This is a genomic window from Pedococcus sp. 2YAF34 (assembly GCF_052114585.1).
Taxonomy (GTDB): domain Bacteria; phylum Actinomycetota; class Actinomycetes; order Actinomycetales; family Dermatophilaceae; genus Pedococcus.
This window is the reverse complement of record NZ_JBFRFA010000022.1, coordinates 1-16,301: the sequence shown is the minus strand read 5'-3', so window position 1 is coordinate 16,301 and position 16,301 is coordinate 1. Positions and strand designations below refer to the sequence as shown.

Sequence of the window (16,301 nt, the reverse complement as noted above, 5' to 3'; positions counted from 1 at the left end):
CATGACCGCGCACGACCAGACCGACGTCACCGACTCCGCACCCGCCGAGCTGCCCGAGGTCGTCGGCGTCCTCGGCGGGGGCCGCATGGGCGCCGGGATCGCCCACGCGTTCCTCGTCCGCGGGCCCCGCGTCGTGGTGGTCGAGAACGACGAAGCCGCCGCCGAAGCCGCCCGCGCCCGTGTCGTCACCAGCGTCGGGCGCGCCGCCGAGCGCGGCCTGCTCACCTCGACCGTGGACGAGGCGCTCGGCCGCCTCAACGTGACCACCGCTGCCGACGACCTGGCCGGGGCCGGGCTCGTCGTCGAGGCGGTGCCCGAGGACACCGACCTCAAGCTCGAGGTGCTGCGCCGGGCCGAGCGCGTCGCGCCCGGAGCCGTGCTCGCCACCAACACGAGCTCCCTGTCGGTGAGCGGCATCGCTGCCGGCTTGAAGGCGCCCGAGCGGTTCATCGGGCTGCACTTCTTCAACCCCGTGCCGGCCAGCGACCTCGTGGAGGTCGTGGTGGGCGAGCAGACCGGCGACGACCTCGTCGAGCAGGCCCGGGGCTGGGTCACGGCACTGGGCAAGACGGCGATCACCGTGCAGGACTCCCCGGGGTTCGCGAGCAGCCGCCTCGGTGTGGCCATCGCGCTCGAGGCCATGCGGATGGTGCAGGAGGGTGTCGCCTCGGCGCAGGACATCGACACCGCCATGACGCTGGGCTACCGGCACCCCGTCGGTCCGCTGCGCACGACCGACATCGTCGGGCTCGACGTGCGGCTGGCGATCGCCGAGCACCTCACCCGCGAGCTCGGTCCGCGCTTCGAGCCGCCGCAGGTGCTGCGGGACAAGGTCGCTGCCGGCGAGCTCGGCCGCAAGACCGGGCGTGGCTTCTACGACTGGTGAGCTGACCCACGGTCGGCGGGCACCAGGGCGAGCCCGTCGAACGCGATGGTGGTGATCGCGTCCGAGAGCTGGGCGGCGTCGACGGTGCCGCCCGGCCGGTGCCACTCCACGAGCGAGTTGACCATGCCGAAGAGCAGGCGGCTCACCAACACCGGGGAGACGTCGGAGCGCAGCGACCCCTCGTCGACGGCCTCCCGCACGAGCGCCGCGAACCGGGCGTCGAGGTCACGGCGGCGGCGCAGGGCAGCCACCTCGACCTCGCTGTTGCCCCGCACCCGCAGGAGCAGCGTGACCGCCGGCTGATGGTCCACGAGCACCTCGACGCTGCGTCGCACCGCTCGCCGCAGGCGCTCGTACGCCGTCGTGCCCGCCTTCTCGCGGCTCGCCTCGTCGAGGACCTCCGTGAGCCCGTCGAGGGCCTCGTCGAGGGCCTGGGACAACAGGTGCGTCTTGCTGGGCACGTGGTGGTAGATGGCCGACTTGCTGAAGCCGAGGGCGCGCGCGAGGTCGCCCATGCTGGTGCCGTCGTAGCCCTGCTCGATGAACAGGTCGACGGCCTTGCGCAGCACCGCCTCCTGGTCGTGCCCGGGACGACCGCGGCGGGGTGCGCCGACCTCCGCGTCACTCACGCGGCCACCTTCTCACAGAGGCACCTCGGCCCAGCACGGTCAGCCCCGGAGGGTCAGCCCAGCACGGGTCAGCCCAGCACGGTGTCGAGGAAGGTGTTGCCGAACACGCGCTGCGGGTCGAGCTCGTCCCGCAGCCGCCGGAAGTCGTCCCAGCGCGGGTAGAGGGGCGCGAGGTCGACCGCCGTCGCCACGAAGCACTTGCCCCAGTGCGGCCGGGCCCCGAGCGGCAGGAGGGCGGCCTCGACGACCGGCAGCACGGCATACACGGCGGCCTCGTCGAGGACCCACGTGAAGTGGAACCCGACCACGTCCTGCTCGAAGGAGCTGCTCAGCCACAACGCGTCTGCGGCGACGGTCCGGATCTCGGCGTTCTGCATGATCGGTGCCAGCGACGGCTGGAGACCACGCAGGGCCTCGATGGCGGCCGGTGCGTGGCGTCGCGGGACGAGGTACTCGCTCTGGAGCTCGGCGCCCCGGCTGGGGGTGAGCTCCATCCGGAAGTGCGGGAGCCGTTCGAGCCACGGCCCGGGCACCCCGCTCTGGTCGGTCACCGACTCGGTGGGCGCACCGTCGAGCATGTGCAGGGTCGTCGCGGACCTCGGCGCCCCGAACAGGTCGGCCGGCGCGTCGGCCGAGCGGCTCTTGCACCACGCCTGGAGGACGCCGCGGTCGTCGAACCGCGTGAACAGGCTGACGCTGTCGGCGACAGCGGTCAGGTCGTCGAACCGGTCCTCCACCAGCGACCACGGCAGGCCGGTGTAGACGTCCTGGCGCACGGGGTAGGTCGACTCGACGTCGAGGGTGACCCGGGTGAGGACGCCGAGCGCGCCGAGGGCCACGACGAGGCCGTCGAAGCCCTCCTCGCCCCGCGACGACCGGACCAGCTCACCGTCGGCGCGCACCATCTCCATGCCGGCGACCGCGGCCGACAGCGACGGGGTGCGGTCGCCGGAACCGTGCGTCCCCGTGGCCACCGCCCCGGCCACGCTGATGTGCGGCAGCGACGCCAGGGCCGCGAGCGCCCAGCCCTGCCGCTCCAGCTCGGCGGCCACGACGCCGTACGACGCGCCGGCCGGGACCGTGGCCGTGCGCGCCTCGGGGTCGACCACGACCGCGCCCTCCGCCGGGGCGGCGAGGTCGGCGACCGACACGAGCACCCCGTCGGTGTCGGCCAGGCCTGTGAAGGAGTGCCGCGACCCCAGCGCCCGCACGTGCGCCGCACCGGCCACGAGCTCCTGGAGCTCCTCGACGGTACGGGGCCGGGCCAGCGACGAGGCCCGGTAGACGTGGTTCCCCGCCCAGTTGCGCTCGGTCATGCGCCCAGTCTCCCCTCCGGCACGGATCCCGCTTCCGAGGTGGCCGCACACCGGCCGGCGACGCGCGCGCTCCACCCATGGCCCACAATCGAGCCCATGACGGTCTTCTCGGCTTCCAAGCGCTCCACGGCCGTGGTGCCGTTCGCCCGCGAGGCGGTCTGGGACGTGTTGCGCGACGCCGGCCAGGTCGCCCGGCTCACCCCGATGGTGCGCTCCATCGAGGACCAGGGCGGCACCTGGCTGTGGAAGCTCGCTCCCATCGAGGTCCTCGGCAAGAGCGTCGGGCTGTCGTTCACCGAGAAGATGGAGCTGCACCCGGTCGAGCGCATCGAGTTCACCCACGTCCCACAGGGCGACGAGCGGGCCGGGGTGGAGGGCACCTACCTGTTGCAGGAGAGCAGCAGCGCCACGCGCCTGTCGATCGACCTCGAGGTCAACGTCCACCTGCCGTTCCCCAGGCTCGCCAAGCCCGCGGTGCAGACCTCCATGCAGGCGGTCATCGCGGCCATGGGCGCCGGGTTCGCGCACAACCTCGACCGGCACCTCAAGTCGCGCCACTGAGGCCGGTCCGACCAGCGGCTGTCCCCCGTCGCTCTCCCCCACCACGGGCGGTGGGACCCCTGCGTCAGCGCGCCGGGGGCGGGCCCAGCAGCACGTCGCGCCAGCCGCCGACCCGGTGGTGCACCGGCCGGCCGTCGGCCCGGGAGACCCGCCCACCGGCCCAGGCCGCGTCGGAGTGCAGCGGACCCAGGATGTCGCGCTCGCGGTCGGGCACCGAGCCGTCCGGCACGGCCAGGGCCCGGTCGAGCGCCTCGCCGACGCCCACCAGCCGGTGCCCGTGTGGCAGCAGGTCGGCCCGGAAGTCCTCCTCGCGGCACACCATGTCGTGGTGCAGGCTCTCGACCAGCGTCTGCACGGTCGCAGCCGGCGCCGCGGTGAGCACCGGCGCCAGCCGGGCCACCAGCCCGGTCGGCACGAACGGCACGCTCACCTGCACGCGCGTGAGGCCGGCGAGCCGCGCATACCGACGCAGCAGGGCCGAGTACGCCAGCGGCTCCCCGCTCCCGATGTCGTAGGCGCGGCTCACCGTCGGCGCGGTGAGGGTGCCGACGAGGGCCGTGACCACGTCGGTGACGGCGACCGGCTCGACGCGGCTGCGCATCCACGTGGGCAGCGTCTGCACGGGCATGCGCTCGCTGATCTGGCGCATGATCTCGAAGGACGTGGAGCCGCTGCCGATGACCATGGCAGCGCGCAGCGCGTGGGTCGTGACGCCGGAGTCGGTGAGCACCTGCTCGACCTCCAGCCGCGAGCGCAGGTGCGGCGAGAGGTCGCTGTCGTCGAGGTCCGGGACGAGGCCGCCGAGGTAGGCGATGCGCCCCACGCCCTCGCGCACGGCGGCGTGCCCGGCGTTGTAGGCCCCCTGCCGGTCGGTCGTCGCGAAGTCGTCGCCGCCGAGGCCGTGGATCAGGTAGTAGAGCGCCTCGGCGCCCCGGCAGGCGGCGCGGACCGAGGCCCGGTCGAGGACGTCCATCCCCACGACCCGTACCCGGTCGGCCCACCAGAACCGGGCTGCGGACGCGGGGTCGGTGAAGGTGGCGGTGACGTCGTGGCCGGCGGCGAGCAGGGCCGGGACGAGCCGGCTGCCGACGTAGCCGCCCGCTCCGGTGACGACGACGCGCACAGACACCTCCGACTCGACCGGCACCGGCGGGACCGGCGGCACCGCTCCTGCGAACCTACCCGCGCTCACCGAGGACGGCGCGCCGTACCGCGAGCGACGGGTTGGCCCCCGCTCCGGCACCCGCGTGGGGGACATGGCGAAGGGCCCCCGACCTGGTGGTCGGGGGCCCTTCGTGGCACGGGTGGCAGGTGAAGGATTCGAACCTTCGTAGCTTTCGCGATGGATTTACAGTCCACTCCCATTGGCCGCTCGGGCAACCTGCCTGGGTGCGCGTGGAAGGATAGCAAGGACACCCGCGATTGCCGAAACCGGCGCCCACCGCACCTCGTGGCGCCCAGGAAGGACACCCCCCATGGCCGACAGCTCGTTCGACATCGTCAGCAAGATCGACCACCAGGAGGTCGCCAACGCCCTCAACAGCGCCGCGCGCGAGGTGGCCACGCGCTACGACTTCAAGAACGTGGGCGCCTCCATCGAGGCCAGTGGCGAGGACAAGGTCATCATCAAGGCCAACACCGAGGAGCGCGCCAACGCCGTCCTCGACGTCTTCCAGACCTGGCTCGTCAAGCGCAAGGTCTCGCTCAAGCACCTCGACGTCCCCGAGCGCGGGCCGCAGCTCTCCGGCAAGGAGTACCGACTCGAGCTCGGGCTCAAGGAGGGCATCTCGCAGGAGAACGCCAAGAAGATCGGCAAGATCATCCGCGACGAGGGGCCCAAGTCGGTCAAGAGCCAGATCCAGGGCGACGAGCTGCGCGTGACCAGCAAGTCGCGCGACGACCTCCAGGCCGTGCAGGCGCTGCTCAAGGGCAAGGACGACCTGGACTTCGCGATCCAGTTCACCAACTACCGCTGAGCACCCTCATCGCGACGCACCGACGCCGCCGTACCCGGTCCGGGTGCGGCGGCGTCGTCGTGTGTCGGTGCGGGTCAGGCCTCGATGGCGAGGGTGGGACCGCCGAGGTCGGGGAACCGCAGCACTGAACCGTCGGAGTCGGTGTCGGGCGAGTCGTCGGACCAGCCGTCGAGGGCGATCGCGAGGCCGAGGGCCAGCCCCGCCATCTCGTGCTCGCCGATGCCGACGCGGCGGGCGACCTCGCGGGCGTTCTCGGGACGGGCGGCGGGGTCCTTGGACAGGCAGTCGGTGACGAGCTCGGCGAGATCGGTGGGGACGTCGTCGGGCAGCGGCGGAGGGGGCTCGTTGACGTGGCTGAGGGCCGTCGCGACGGGCGTGCCGCGGTCGAACGGGCGTTGGCCGCTCAGCATCTCGTGGGCGACCACGCCGAGCGCGTAGAGGTCGCTCGCGCCCGTGGCCGCCTCACCCATCGCCTGCTCCGGGCTGATGTAGTGCGGCGTCCCGAGCATCTCCCCCACTCGGGTGTGGCCGGCGGCGTCGAGCGCCCGCGCGATACCGAAGTCGGTGAGCTTCACCAGCCCGTCGGGCCGCACGAGGATGTTGGCGGGTTTGACGTCGCGGTGGACGACGCGGGCCTCGTGGGCGACGCCGAGAGCGAGCGCCGCCTGGCCGAGCAGCGAGCGGACCTCCGGCGCCGGCAGGGCGCCACGGCGGCGCAGCAGCAGCGACAGGGGCTCACCCTTGACGAGCTCCATGACGAGGAACGCCAGGCCGTCGTCCTCGCCGTAGTCGAACAGCGTCGCGATGTTGGTGTGCAGCAGGGCGGCCGAGTGCACGGCCTCGTCGCGGAAGCGCTTGGCGAACAGCTCCTCGTGGCCGGTGTCGGGTCGCATCACCTTGACGGCGACGGAGCGCTGGAGGACCTGGTCGGTGCCGGCCCAGACGTCGGCCATGCCACCGGACGCGATCCGTGCGCCGAGCACGTAGCGGTCGCCGAGGACGAACCCCTCAGTCAACCTGTTCATGCCGCGAGCTCCACGTGGAGGCCTTCCGTCGACCGAGGTGGGCGTCGATTGACATCTCAAGAACCTCGCGACTGCATCGTACGCCCACTCCGGACAAAGCGCGCGGACGAGCAGACCGCTCACCCCACCTGACCTGCGACGACGCAGCCGGTCAGCCGAACGTCGCCCGCGAGCGCAGGGCCTCCTCGAGCTGCGACTGGGCGTCGACGATGGAGCGGCGCACGGCGGCCGTGAGGTCGTCGCGGCCGAGGGCCGCCCGGCTCAGCGCCGCCGTCTCCTCCTCGACGACCTTGGACGGGTAGGCCAGCGTGGCCACCCGGGCCAGGGCGTCGTCGCCCACCCACGCGGACATCGCCGGCACGTCGGTGAAGTAGCGGGCGGCGTACGGGCGCAGCACGTCCGGCTCACCCGAGGCCCAGAACCCCTGCGCGAGGGCGTTGAGCTCGTAGTTGGACCGCTCGCGGTTGGTGGTGAGCTCGCCCCAGGCCCAGGCCTTGGCGTCCGCCGACGGCATCGAGGCCCCGGCCATGAGCGCGCTGAGCCGGCCCTGGAGGGTGTCGTCCTGCTCGCGGGTGCGCTCGACGAGGTCGCGGCCGGCGAGCCCGCGGGCGGCCAGGTTCCGCACGACGATCCAGCCGAAGTCGGAGTCGTCCTCGAGTCCCTGCGGGCGGTCCTTGCCGGCGGCCCAGTCGCGCAGGAGCGCCTCGTCGGCGCTGGTGCGCGCGACCGTCCGCGCGGCGACGACGGCGCGCGTCGACCCGGGCACGGCCCGGGCCAGCACCGCGGCAGCCGCCCGGGCGACGACCTGCTCCGCGTCGTCCTGCTCCGCGTGCGGAAGGAAGGTGGGGATGACGCGCCCGAGCAGGCTCATGACGGTGCGGTTGAGCACCGAGTCGTTGTCCTCGTGGGGCCAGGCCTGCCCGAAGGTGCGGACCATCACGCGCGGGTCCACGGTGCCGAGGCAGACGCCGTCGATCAGCGACACCCACACCACGGCGCGGGCCTGCGGGTCGGGCACCAGGGCCAGCTGCTCCGGCACGGCCGCGATGGACTTCTCGTCGAGGGTGACCGTCGCCCACGTCAGGTCACCGGCGTTGGGCACCACGAGGTCGGCGTCCGGCGCGGCAGCCAGCTCGGGCACGACGGTGGAGTCGCCGACGGTCGTGACCGGCACCCGGAACGTCTCGGCGCCCCCGCTGAACCCGGCGACGTCGAAGGTGTGCGGACGGTCGGCCGGGAAGGCCTCGGGCACGGTGCGGTGCACGGTGCCGGACGCCGTGTCGAGGGTGATGACGTCGACCCCGGCGGTCAGCAGCCACGCGCGCGTCCAGGCGCCGAGGTCGGTGCCGCTCGCCTTCTCCATGAAACCCATGAAGTCGGCGAGCGTGCCGTTGCCGTAGGCGTGCTCGCGCAGGTAGTCCGAGACACCGGCGATGAACGCGTCGTCGCCGATGTGGGCGATGAGCTGGCGCAGCGTGGCCGCGCCCTTGGCGTAGGAGATGCCGTCGAAGTCCTGCAGCGCGGCCTCGGCGTCCAGCGCCTCCGACCCGGCCACCGGGTGGGTCGAGGGGGTGCGCTCCGCGGCATACCCCCACGCCTTGCGGGCCATGGTGGAGTCCACCCACGCCTCGGTGCCGAACTCGGTCGACGCGGCCACGGTCCGGTGCGACATGTACTCGGCGAAGGACTCGTTGAGCCACAGGTCGTCCCACCACTGCATGGTGACGATGTCGCCGAACCACATGTGCGCCATCTCGTGCGCGATGGTGTTGGACCGCGTCAGCACCTCGTCGCGGGTCGCCCGGCCGCGGAACACGTAGACGTCGCGGAAGGTGACGCAGCCGGGGTTCTCCATGGCGCCGGCGTTGAACTCGGGCACGAAGACCTGGTGGTACTCCCCGAACGGGTACCGGATGCCGAACAGCGAGTGGTAGTAGTCGAAGCTCGCGCGGGTCACCTCGAGCATCTGCGGCGCCTCGCGCTCGAGCGCCTCCTTGAGCGAGGCTCGGGCGTGGATGCCGAGCGGTATGCCGTCGTGCTCGCTGCGCACGGAGGCGTAGGGCCCGGCGCAGACGGTGACGAAGTAGGTGGCCAGCGGCCTGGTCTCGGCCAGCTCCCAGCGACCGGGCGCGGTGCGGGTTGCGGCCCCGTTGCCGAGGACGGTCCACGCCTCCGGCGCGGTGACCCTGACGGCGTACGGCGCCTTGAGGTCGGGCTGGTCGAAGCACGCGAAGACGCGCGGACCCGCGTCGAGGAAGAGGTGGCCGTACACGTAGTGCTCACCGTCGGCGGGGTCGACGGCGCGGTGCAGGCCCTGGCCGTCACGGCTGTAGGCCATGACCGCCTCCGCCTCCAGGACGTTGTCGGCAGCGAGGCCGTCGAGCTGCACGCGGCCGTCGGCGAGGCCCGACACGTCCACGGCGGTGCCGTTGAGGACCAGGGACCGGAGCTCGACCGGCTTGACGTCGACCCAGGTCGAGGCGCCCGGCTCGGCGCAGGAGAAGGCGATGCGGGTCCGGGAGGTGAAGTGCTCCTCCCCCTGGTCGAGGTCGAGGTCGACCTCCATCCGCGTCACCCCCAGCAGGGCTGAACGGGTGCGGGCCTCGGACCTGGTGAGCGACGGCATGGGTGCGATCTAACCAGCCCGGCCGTGGGACGCGCGCCGGCCCGGACCTCTCGAGCGGCCCCGGACGGACCGAAGCCCCCGACCAGTGCTGGTCGGGGGCTTCGGTGCAGATCACCGGTTGCGGTGGATCAGATGACGCGGACCTTCTCGGCCTGCGGGCCCTTGGGGCCCTGCGTGATGTCGAACTCCACGCGCTGCGCCTCGTCGAGCGAGCGGTAGCCGGAGGAGTCGATCGCGCTGTAGTGCACGAAGACGTCGGGGCCGCCGCCGTCCTGCTCCACGAAGCCGAAGCCCTTCTCAGCGTTGAACCACTTGACTGTTCCCTGTGCCATGGGATTTCTCGTTCCTGTTGGCCGAGGTGGGCGCGGTCGCGACCCACCAGCTGCGCACACCACCACGACACGGAACAAGCCGCTGAAGAAAAAAGGCCCGCACACTGGCGGGCCCACTCAGACGAGGAACTGCAACTGCAACTGCGACAACCATACCGTGTCCCGGACCGTTTGCCGACATCGCTCCCCAGCGGCCTGTCGGACGCACCCACCGGGGTGCGCCCGACGGCCACGGGTCAGCGCTGGCGGAAGCCGTAGGCCTGCTGCTCGAGGCGGGCGATGCGCTCGGTCATCGGCGGGTGCGTCGAGAAGAACCGCGACACGTCCTGCGGCCGGAACGGGTTGGCGATCATCATGTGGCTGGAGTTCTGGATGGCCGGGGTGGGCTGCAGCGGTGCGCGCTGGACGCCGACCTCGAGCTTGCGCAGCGCCGAGGCGAGCGCGAGCGGGTCGCCGGTGAGGCGGGCGCCGTCCTCGTCCGCGTCGTACTCACGGGTGCGGCTGATGGCCATCTGGATCATCATCGCGGCGAACGGCGCGAGCAGCGCCATGGCGAGCATGGCCAGCGGGTTGGGCCGGTCCTCGTCGTTGCCCCCGCCGCCGAACATCCCGGCGAACATCAGCATCTGCGCGACCGAGGTGATGACGCCGGCGATCGCAGCCGCGACCGAGCCGGTGAGGATGTCGCGGTTGTAGACGTGCATGAGCTCGTGGCCGAGGACGCCGCGCAGCTCCCGCTCGTCGAGCAGCCCGAGGATGCCCTCGGTGCAGCAGACGGCGGCGTGCTCGGGGTTGCGGCCGGTCGCGAACGCGTTGGGCGCCGCGGTGGGGCTGATGTAGAGCTTGGGCATCGGCTTGCCGGCGCCGGTCGAGAGCTCGCGGACGATGCGGTACATCGCCGGCGCCTGCGCCTCGCTCACGGGGTAGGCGTGCATGGCCCTGATGGCCAGCTTGTCGGAGTTCCAGTAGCCGTACGCCGTCATGCCGACGCCGAGCAGCCCGAACAGCCAGATGTAGCGGCCGCCGCTGATGACCGACCCCATGGCCAGGAGCAGGGCGAAGATCGCGCCGAAGAGCGCAGCGGTCTTGAGCCCGTTGAAGTGGTTGTGCATGCCTGGGTCAACGCCGGCTCGAGGCGCGGCGTTCCCACCTACTCCAGCAGCCCGAGCAGCAGCTGGGGCAGCACGCTGGTCGCCACGAGCAGACCTCCGCTGAGCACCAGCGCGACGAGGACCGGGCGCGCCACCCGGCCGCCCAGCAGGCCAGCGCCCGGAGCCTCCCCCCCTGCCTGCGGCTGAGCGGCCTCGACGCCCTCCTGGGCCACCGGGTCGCGCAGCAGCACCGCGAACCAGCGCAGGTAGACGGCGATGCCGACCACCGCGTTGGCGACGGCGACCAGTGCCAGCAGCCACTGTCCCTCCGCCACGACCGGGCGCAGGGCGAGCACCTTGGCCACCAGGCCCAGGACGCCGGGCGGCAGCCCCGCCAGCGACAGCAGGGCCAGGCCGAGCGCACCACCCAGCAGCGGCCGCGAGCGCAGCAGCCCGGTGGACGCCGCGAGCGTGCGCGGCGCACCCCCGACGGCAAGGACGTGGACCACGACGAAGGCGACGAGGGTGGCCACGACGTAGGCGAGCAGGTAGGCGCCCGAGGCCGCGGTGGAGCCGGGCGAGGCCGCGGACAGCGGGAGCACGACCCACCCCGCCTGGGCCACGGTCGACCAGGCCAGCAGCCGCACCGGGTCGTCCTGGGCGAGGGCGAGCAGGTTGCCGACCGTCATCGTCACGGCGGCCACGACCCCCACGGCCACGAGGACGGGGGCGCCGGCGAGCACGAGCGGCTGCAGGACGACGACGAGGGCCGCGAGCGCCGCGATCTTGGAGGTGGCGGCGAGGAACGCCGCGACGGCCTCACTGCCCCCTGCATACGCCTGGGGCGTCCACACGTGGAAGGGCACCAGGGACAGCTTGAAGCCGACGCCGGCCAGCAGCAGGAGGACCCCGAGCAGCAGCACGGCCCGGCGCTCGGGGTCGTCGAGGGCGGCGGACACCGCCTCGGGGGCGAACACCGCCTGGCCCGTGGCCAGCAGCCAGAGGGCCGCGCCGAGGACGACGAGGGCGAACGAGACCAGCGACGTCGTCAGCAGCGCCAGCGCGCCGCGCCCCGCCTCGGCCGTGCCGCGCAGGGCCACCAGGGCGATGACCGGGAGGGTCGCGAGCTCGAGGCACACCAGCCAGGACCCGAGGTCGTGCGCAGCAGCGACGCCGGAGGCACCGGCGGTGGCGGCGAGGACGAGGGCGACGAGGACCGCGGGCCCCCCGCGCAGCGACGCCCGCCGGTCGGGCCAGAGCAGCAGGAGGACGACGAGCGCGGAGGCCAGCGCCCCGAGCTGCAGGGCGGCCGCGACCGGTCCCACCTCGTAGAGGCACGCGGCGGCACGACCGGACAGGCACAACGTCCGCACCGGCGCACCGGTCGACGACACCGCCCCGGGAAGTGCGACAGCGAGCCCGACGACCAGGGCGGCGAGGCCAAGGGCGTGGTGAACCCGCACGAGACGAGGCGCTGCGGCGTCCACGACGAGGACCACCACGGCCCCGAGTGCGGGCGCGAGCACCGGTCCCAGAGCCACCCAGTCGAGGGTCGCCACGGCGCTCACCGGGCTGCCCCGACGAGCAGGGAGACCGTGTCGTGGGTCAGCGCCAGCAGCGGGCCGGGCACCACGCCGAGCGCCACGACGGCGACGAGCAGGACCACCACGACGTCCCACTCGGTGTCGCGGCTGTCCTGGATCGCCGGGGTGCGGCGCTCCCCCGCCCAGATGGTCCGCAGCACCCGCAGGGCGTACGCAGCGGCGAGCACCGTCCCGAGCGCTGCGACCACCGCGAGGGTGCGGAACAACGCCAGGGGGCGGTCGGGCGCCGGCGACCACGCGGAGTACACGCTGAGGAACTCACCCCAGAAGCCGGCGAGGCCCGGCAGCCCGAGGGAGGCGGCGAAGCCAACGACGAGCGCGAACCCCAGCCGCGGCGCGACCTCGCGCAGCGCTGCCCGGGCCGTCTCGAGGTCGGCGCCACCCCAACGCTCCTTGAGGCCGCCGACGACGACGAAGAGCAGGGCCGAGATGACGCCGTGGGCGACGTTGGCGAACAGGGCCGCCTGCAGGCCGGTGCGGGTGCCGCTGGCGAGGCCGATGGCGACGAAGCCCATGTGGGCGACCGAGGAGTAGGCGACGAGCCGCTTGAGGTCGCGCTCGACGAGGCAGGCGAGCCCTCCCCAGACGATGCCGACGGCGCCGAGCACGCCGAGCACGGGCGCGACGCGGGCGAACCCGTCCGGCACGGTGGCCAGCGGCAGCCGGACCAGGCCGTAGGTGCCCATCTTGAGCAGCACGGCGGCGAGGAGCACCGACCCGGCTGTCGGGGCGGTCGTGTGGGCGGGCGGAAGCCATGTGTGCAGGGGGAAGACCGGCACCTTGACCGCGAGGCCGGCCACGAGCAGGGCAGCCACCACCAGCTGGGTGGACGCCGGGATGCCGCGGCCGCCGGCCTCGGCCATCGCAGTCAGGTCGGAGGTGCCGGCCGCCGCGACGAGCGCGAGGATCCCCACGAGCATCAGGGTCGAGCCGAACGCGGTGTAGAGGACGAAGCGGCCCCCGGCGTCGGCGCGGACGGCTGGACGGTGGGCGTCGCCGAAGCGCGTGATGAGCACCCACATCGGCACCAGGACGACCTCGAACGAGACGAAGAAGAGCAGCGCGTCGCGGGCGAGGAACGTGGCCAGCGCCCCGAGCTCGACGAGCAGGAGGCAGGCGTGGAAGGCGGCGCTGGTGCCGCCGACCGGGGGGCGGTCGCGCGTGTGCAGCACCACGACGACGCCGAGGACGGCGGTGAGCAGCAGCAGCGGTGCGCTGATGCCGTCGACTGCCAGGTGCCACCGCAGGCCGAGCGAGGGCACCCACGCCCGGTCGACCTCGGGGCGCAGCACCACCGCCAGCACCACCGCTGCGAGGCTGAGGACGGCCGCGGCGGCTGACAGGAGGTTGACCGCACGGTGGCTGAGGCCGCGACCGGCCGTGAGCAGCCAGGTGGCCACGGCGGCCGGCACCAGCAGCGCGACGAGCGTCACCACAGCGCCACCCCCGCGAGCGCCACGGCCACCGCGCCGGCGACGACCCAGGCGAGGCCGGTGGCAGCGCGCTCGGCCCGGTGCGCCCGGTCGCCACCGCGCCCCGCCATGGCGGCGCCGACCGCGGCACCGCGGACGTAGGCGTCGACGACCTCGCGGTCGAGGAAGACGACGAGCCGGGCCAGGGCGAGCACGGGAGTCGCGACCAGCGCGACGTAGAGACGGTCCACGCCGAAGCCCTCGTCGAACCGGCGCACCCGCGGGCCGACGAGCCGCACGGCCGGGTCGGCCCCTCGGGCGTGGCGGCGGACGAGCAGCCCGGTGCCGACGACCAGCAGCACGCTGACGACCGCCAGGAGCCAGCCGATGTGGCCGCCGAGGTCGACGAGGGGGGTCAGCACCACGACTCCCCCCACGACGGTGAGGACCGCGAGGACCGCCACCGCCGACCGCACGGCCGGGGTCGCGGTGTCGCCCTCGTGGCGCTCGGCGTGGAAGGCCGTGACGTCGTCGAGGACGAGCCAGGCGCGCATGCAGTAGGCGGCGGTGAGGACCACGGTGACGAGCCCTGCCACCAGCACCAGCCACGCCCGGGCGACTCCCTGCGAGGCGCCGGCCTCCGCCGCCGCGAGGACGTGCTCCTTGGAGACGAAGCCGACGAGCGGGGGCACCCCGGCGAGCGACAGCAGGCCGACGAACATCGCGGGACGCACGAGCAGGTGTCCGCGCAGGCCGCCGCGCATGGTCGCCGCCGCGGTGCCGCCGACGGTGACGCTGAGCCACCCGATCGCGAGGAACAGCAACGCCTTGAAGAACGCGTGCGAGTAGAGGTGCAGCACGCCCGCGCCCGGCCCCTCCTGCGCCGGGGCGACCGCGATCGCCGAGAGCATCAGCGCGACCTGGCTGAGGGTGGAGTAGGCGAGCAGCCGCTTCAGGTCGCCCTGCCCGAAGGCCAGCACCGCGGCGTACACCATCGTCACGGCGGTGCTCACCGCGAGCAGCCAGCGGGCGCCGTCGGCCGCGGCGAGGACGTCGAAGAGCTGGGCCAGCACGAAGGTGCCGGCCGCGACCATGGTCGCCGCGTGGATGAGTGCCGAGGCGGGGGTCGGGCCCTCCATCGCGTCGGGCAGCCAGTCGTGGAAGGGCACCATGCCGGACTTGCCGAGGACGCCGATGACGAGCAGCACCATGGCCGTCGTGCGCAGCGCGCCGCTGGGTGCCGCGGCGCAGGCCGCGACCGCGGTGTCGGCACAGCCGGCCCCGTCACGGGCCGCCCACGTCGACAGCACCTGCCGGTATGCCGTGGAGCCGGCCCCCACGGCCAGGACCACCACACCGAGGACGAAGCCGACGTCGGCGAGCCGGGTGACGAGGAACGCCTTGACCGCGGCACGACGGGCGGACTCCTTGCGGCTCCAGTGGCCGATGAGCAGGAACGAGCACCAGCCCATCACCTCCCAGCCGACCAGCGTCAGGACGAGGTCGGCGGACTGGACGACGAGGAGCATGCCTGCGGTGAACAGGGAGACGGTGGCTGCGAAGGTGCCGTAGCGGTCGTCGTCGCGCAGGTACCACCCGGCGAAGGCCTGTACCGCCCACCCGACGACCGCCACGACGATGGCGATGAGGGCGGTGGCGGTCGTCGTCTGCAGCTGCAGCGGGATGCGCAGCTCACCGGCGTCCAGCGCGGGCAGGGTGCCCACCGCGGTCGAGGCCGAACCGCTGTGGACGCCTACCAGCTGCACCAGCGCGACGAGGACCGTCAGGGCGGAGGCACCCACCGCCAGCCCCCGAGCGGGCACGACCCGGCCGGCGTCGACGCGGGGGCGGGCGAGGAACAGTCCGAGCACTGCGGCCAGGGCGGGCAGGAGGACGACCAGCCTCGCGGCGGTGGCGCTCACGACCGGGGCTCGCTGAGGTCGACGTCGCCGCGCAACCGGAAGACGGCCAGCACGACGGCCAGGGCCACGCACACCTCCGCGGCGGCGATGGTGATGACGAAGAGGGTCAGCACGTTGCCCGCGGCCCAGCGGTCCCCCGCCGACGCCCCGACCGCGACGAGCAACAGGGTGGCGGCGTTGAGGACCAGCTCGACCCCGATGAGGACGAGCACGGCGTTGCGTCGGGCGAGCACGCCGTAGGTGCCCAGTCCGGCGAGGACGGCCGCGAGCAGGTAGGGGCCGGCGAGGTGGATCACGACGCGTCCCCCCGGGCTGTCCGCAGCTCCGCCTCGGCTCGGGCCGCCAAGTCGCGCACGTCGCCCGACCGGGCGCCCACCCTCGACACCGCCAGGGCGGCCACGAGCGCCGCGAGCAGCAGGAGCGAGAGCACCTCGAACGGCCACACCCACGTGCCGAACAGCTCGCGCGAGAGCACCGTGGTGTCGGTCTCGTGCCGGTCCACCGGGTGCGCCAGCGGCAGGAGGACGCTCGCGAGCAGGACGGTCACCCCGGCACCGAGGACGGCCGCGAGCGCGCGGTGCAGGCGGCTCGTGGAGATCTCCGCCCGGGGACCGATCGGGGCCCGGGTGAGCATGAGCGCGAAGAGGACCAGCACCACCACGGCCCCGACGTAGACGAGGACCTGCACCAGCGCGACGAGCTCGGCGCCGAGCACGAGGTAGCACCCGGCCACCGACCCCAGGCAGACCACCAGCCACAGGGCGGCGTGGACGACGTGGCGCGTCGTCACCGCGAGGAGCCCGCTGGCCGCGGCGACGAAGCCCACCGCCGCGAAGGCGAGGTCGAGCCCGGTCACGCCTCGCCCTCCGGGGCCGGGGTCACGCGGGTGGGCCGCGCCGGGCGGGCCGTGGGGGTCCGCGC

General features: G+C 73.5%; 15 protein-coding genes and 1 tRNA gene. 3 read left to right on the top strand and 13 right to left on the bottom strand.

Annotation, left to right across the window (positions count from 1 at the left end):
- The first annotated feature begins 1 nt into the window (after position 1).
- Entirely contained in the window at positions 2–886 is an 885-nt protein-coding gene (locus AB4Z02_RS12515; RefSeq protein ID WP_441971299.1) for a 3-hydroxyacyl-CoA dehydrogenase family protein, read from the top strand.
- Here AB4Z02_RS12515 and AB4Z02_RS12510 read toward each other — a convergent pair.
- Together AB4Z02_RS12510 and AB4Z02_RS12505 are read right to left on the bottom strand one after the other, a co-directional pair.
- A complete protein-coding gene (locus AB4Z02_RS12510; protein WP_056882192.1) occupies positions 874–1,515 on the bottom strand; it encodes a TetR/AcrR family transcriptional regulator in 642 nt (213 codons plus the stop codon). The two genes, AB4Z02_RS12515 and AB4Z02_RS12510, sit on opposite strands and share 13 nt — an antisense overlap.
- Before the next feature lie 68 nt (positions 1,516–1,583).
- The gene (locus AB4Z02_RS12505; RefSeq protein WP_441971297.1) at positions 1,584–2,831 is read right to left on the bottom strand and encodes an FAD-binding protein; all 1,248 of its coding nucleotides are present in this window, start codon (positions 2,829–2,831) and stop codon (positions 1,584–1,586) included.
- Between the two features lie 96 nt (positions 2,832–2,927).
- Between AB4Z02_RS12505 and AB4Z02_RS12500 the strand changes: the two genes are divergently transcribed.
- Positions 2,928–3,392: an SRPBCC family protein gene (locus AB4Z02_RS12500; protein ID WP_056882190.1), complete on the top strand. Its 465-nt coding sequence runs from the start codon at positions 2,928–2,930 to the stop codon at positions 3,390–3,392.
- A 64-nt stretch (positions 3,393–3,456) separates the two neighbouring features.
- Here AB4Z02_RS12500 and AB4Z02_RS12495 read toward each other — a convergent pair whose 3' ends face one another.
- Both AB4Z02_RS12495 and AB4Z02_RS12490 read right to left on the bottom strand, forming a co-directional pair.
- The gene (locus AB4Z02_RS12495; RefSeq protein WP_441971296.1) at positions 3,457–4,521 is read right to left on the bottom strand and encodes an NAD(P)H-binding protein; all 1,065 of its coding nucleotides are present in this window, start codon (positions 4,519–4,521) and stop codon (positions 3,457–3,459) included.
- 176 nt (positions 4,522–4,697) lie between these two features.
- Positions 4,698–4,778, bottom strand: a tRNA-Tyr gene (locus AB4Z02_RS12490).
- Positions 4,779–4,867: 89 nt separating this feature from the next.
- Between AB4Z02_RS12490 and AB4Z02_RS12485 the strand changes: the two genes are divergently transcribed.
- On the top strand, positions 4,868–5,368 hold the full coding sequence (locus AB4Z02_RS12485) for a YajQ family cyclic di-GMP-binding protein (protein ID WP_056882188.1): 501 nt from the start codon (positions 4,868–4,870) through the stop codon (positions 5,366–5,368).
- 74 nt (positions 5,369–5,442) lie between these two features.
- On the opposite strand, the gene AB4Z02_RS12480 is transcribed toward AB4Z02_RS12485, so the two are convergent.
- The 9 genes from AB4Z02_RS12480 to AB4Z02_RS12440 all read right to left on the bottom strand — a co-directional run.
- Complete coding sequence (locus AB4Z02_RS12480; RefSeq protein WP_082589960.1) at positions 5,443–6,393, bottom strand: serine/threonine-protein kinase; 951 nt, start codon at positions 6,391–6,393, stop codon at positions 5,443–5,445.
- A 151-nt stretch (positions 6,394–6,544) separates the two neighbouring features.
- A complete protein-coding gene (gene pepN / locus AB4Z02_RS12475; RefSeq protein WP_441971293.1) occupies positions 6,545–9,019 on the bottom strand; it encodes an aminopeptidase N in 2,475 nt (824 codons plus the stop codon).
- 128 nt (positions 9,020–9,147) lie between these two features.
- On the bottom strand, positions 9,148–9,351 hold the full coding sequence (locus tag AB4Z02_RS12470) for a cold-shock protein (protein ID WP_056882186.1): 204 nt from the start codon (positions 9,349–9,351) through the stop codon (positions 9,148–9,150).
- A 236-nt stretch (positions 9,352–9,587) separates the two neighbouring features.
- Positions 9,588–10,463 (bottom strand): zinc metalloprotease HtpX, encoded by an 876-nt coding sequence (htpX, locus tag AB4Z02_RS12465; RefSeq protein ID WP_056882185.1) that lies wholly within the window; start codon positions 10,461–10,463, stop codon positions 9,588–9,590.
- A gap of 38 nt (positions 10,464–10,501) precedes the next feature.
- Positions 10,502–12,010, bottom strand: coding sequence for a proton-conducting transporter transmembrane domain-containing protein (locus AB4Z02_RS12460; RefSeq protein ID WP_441971290.1), 1,509 nt, complete (start codon positions 12,008–12,010; stop codon positions 10,502–10,504).
- Positions 12,007–13,482: a complex I subunit 4 family protein gene (locus tag AB4Z02_RS12455; protein ID WP_441971288.1), complete on the bottom strand. Its 1,476-nt coding sequence runs from the start codon at positions 13,480–13,482 to the stop codon at positions 12,007–12,009. Before AB4Z02_RS12455 ends, AB4Z02_RS12460 begins: the two co-directional genes overlap by 4 nt.
- Positions 13,476–15,380: an NADH-quinone oxidoreductase subunit 5 family protein gene (locus AB4Z02_RS12450; RefSeq protein ID WP_441971286.1), complete on the bottom strand. Its 1,905-nt coding sequence runs from the start codon at positions 15,378–15,380 to the stop codon at positions 13,476–13,478. Before AB4Z02_RS12450 ends, AB4Z02_RS12455 begins: the two co-directional genes overlap by 7 nt.
- On the bottom strand, positions 15,377–15,676 hold the full coding sequence (nuoK, locus tag AB4Z02_RS12445; RefSeq protein WP_056882181.1) for an NADH-quinone oxidoreductase subunit NuoK: 300 nt from the start codon (positions 15,674–15,676) through the stop codon (positions 15,377–15,379). Before nuoK ends, AB4Z02_RS12450 begins: the two co-directional genes overlap by 4 nt.
- The coding region (locus AB4Z02_RS12440; RefSeq protein WP_441971284.1) for an NADH-quinone oxidoreductase subunit J family protein at positions 15,673–16,301 on the bottom strand (629 nt) is incomplete at its 5' end. The genes nuoK and AB4Z02_RS12440, both read right to left, overlap by 4 nt.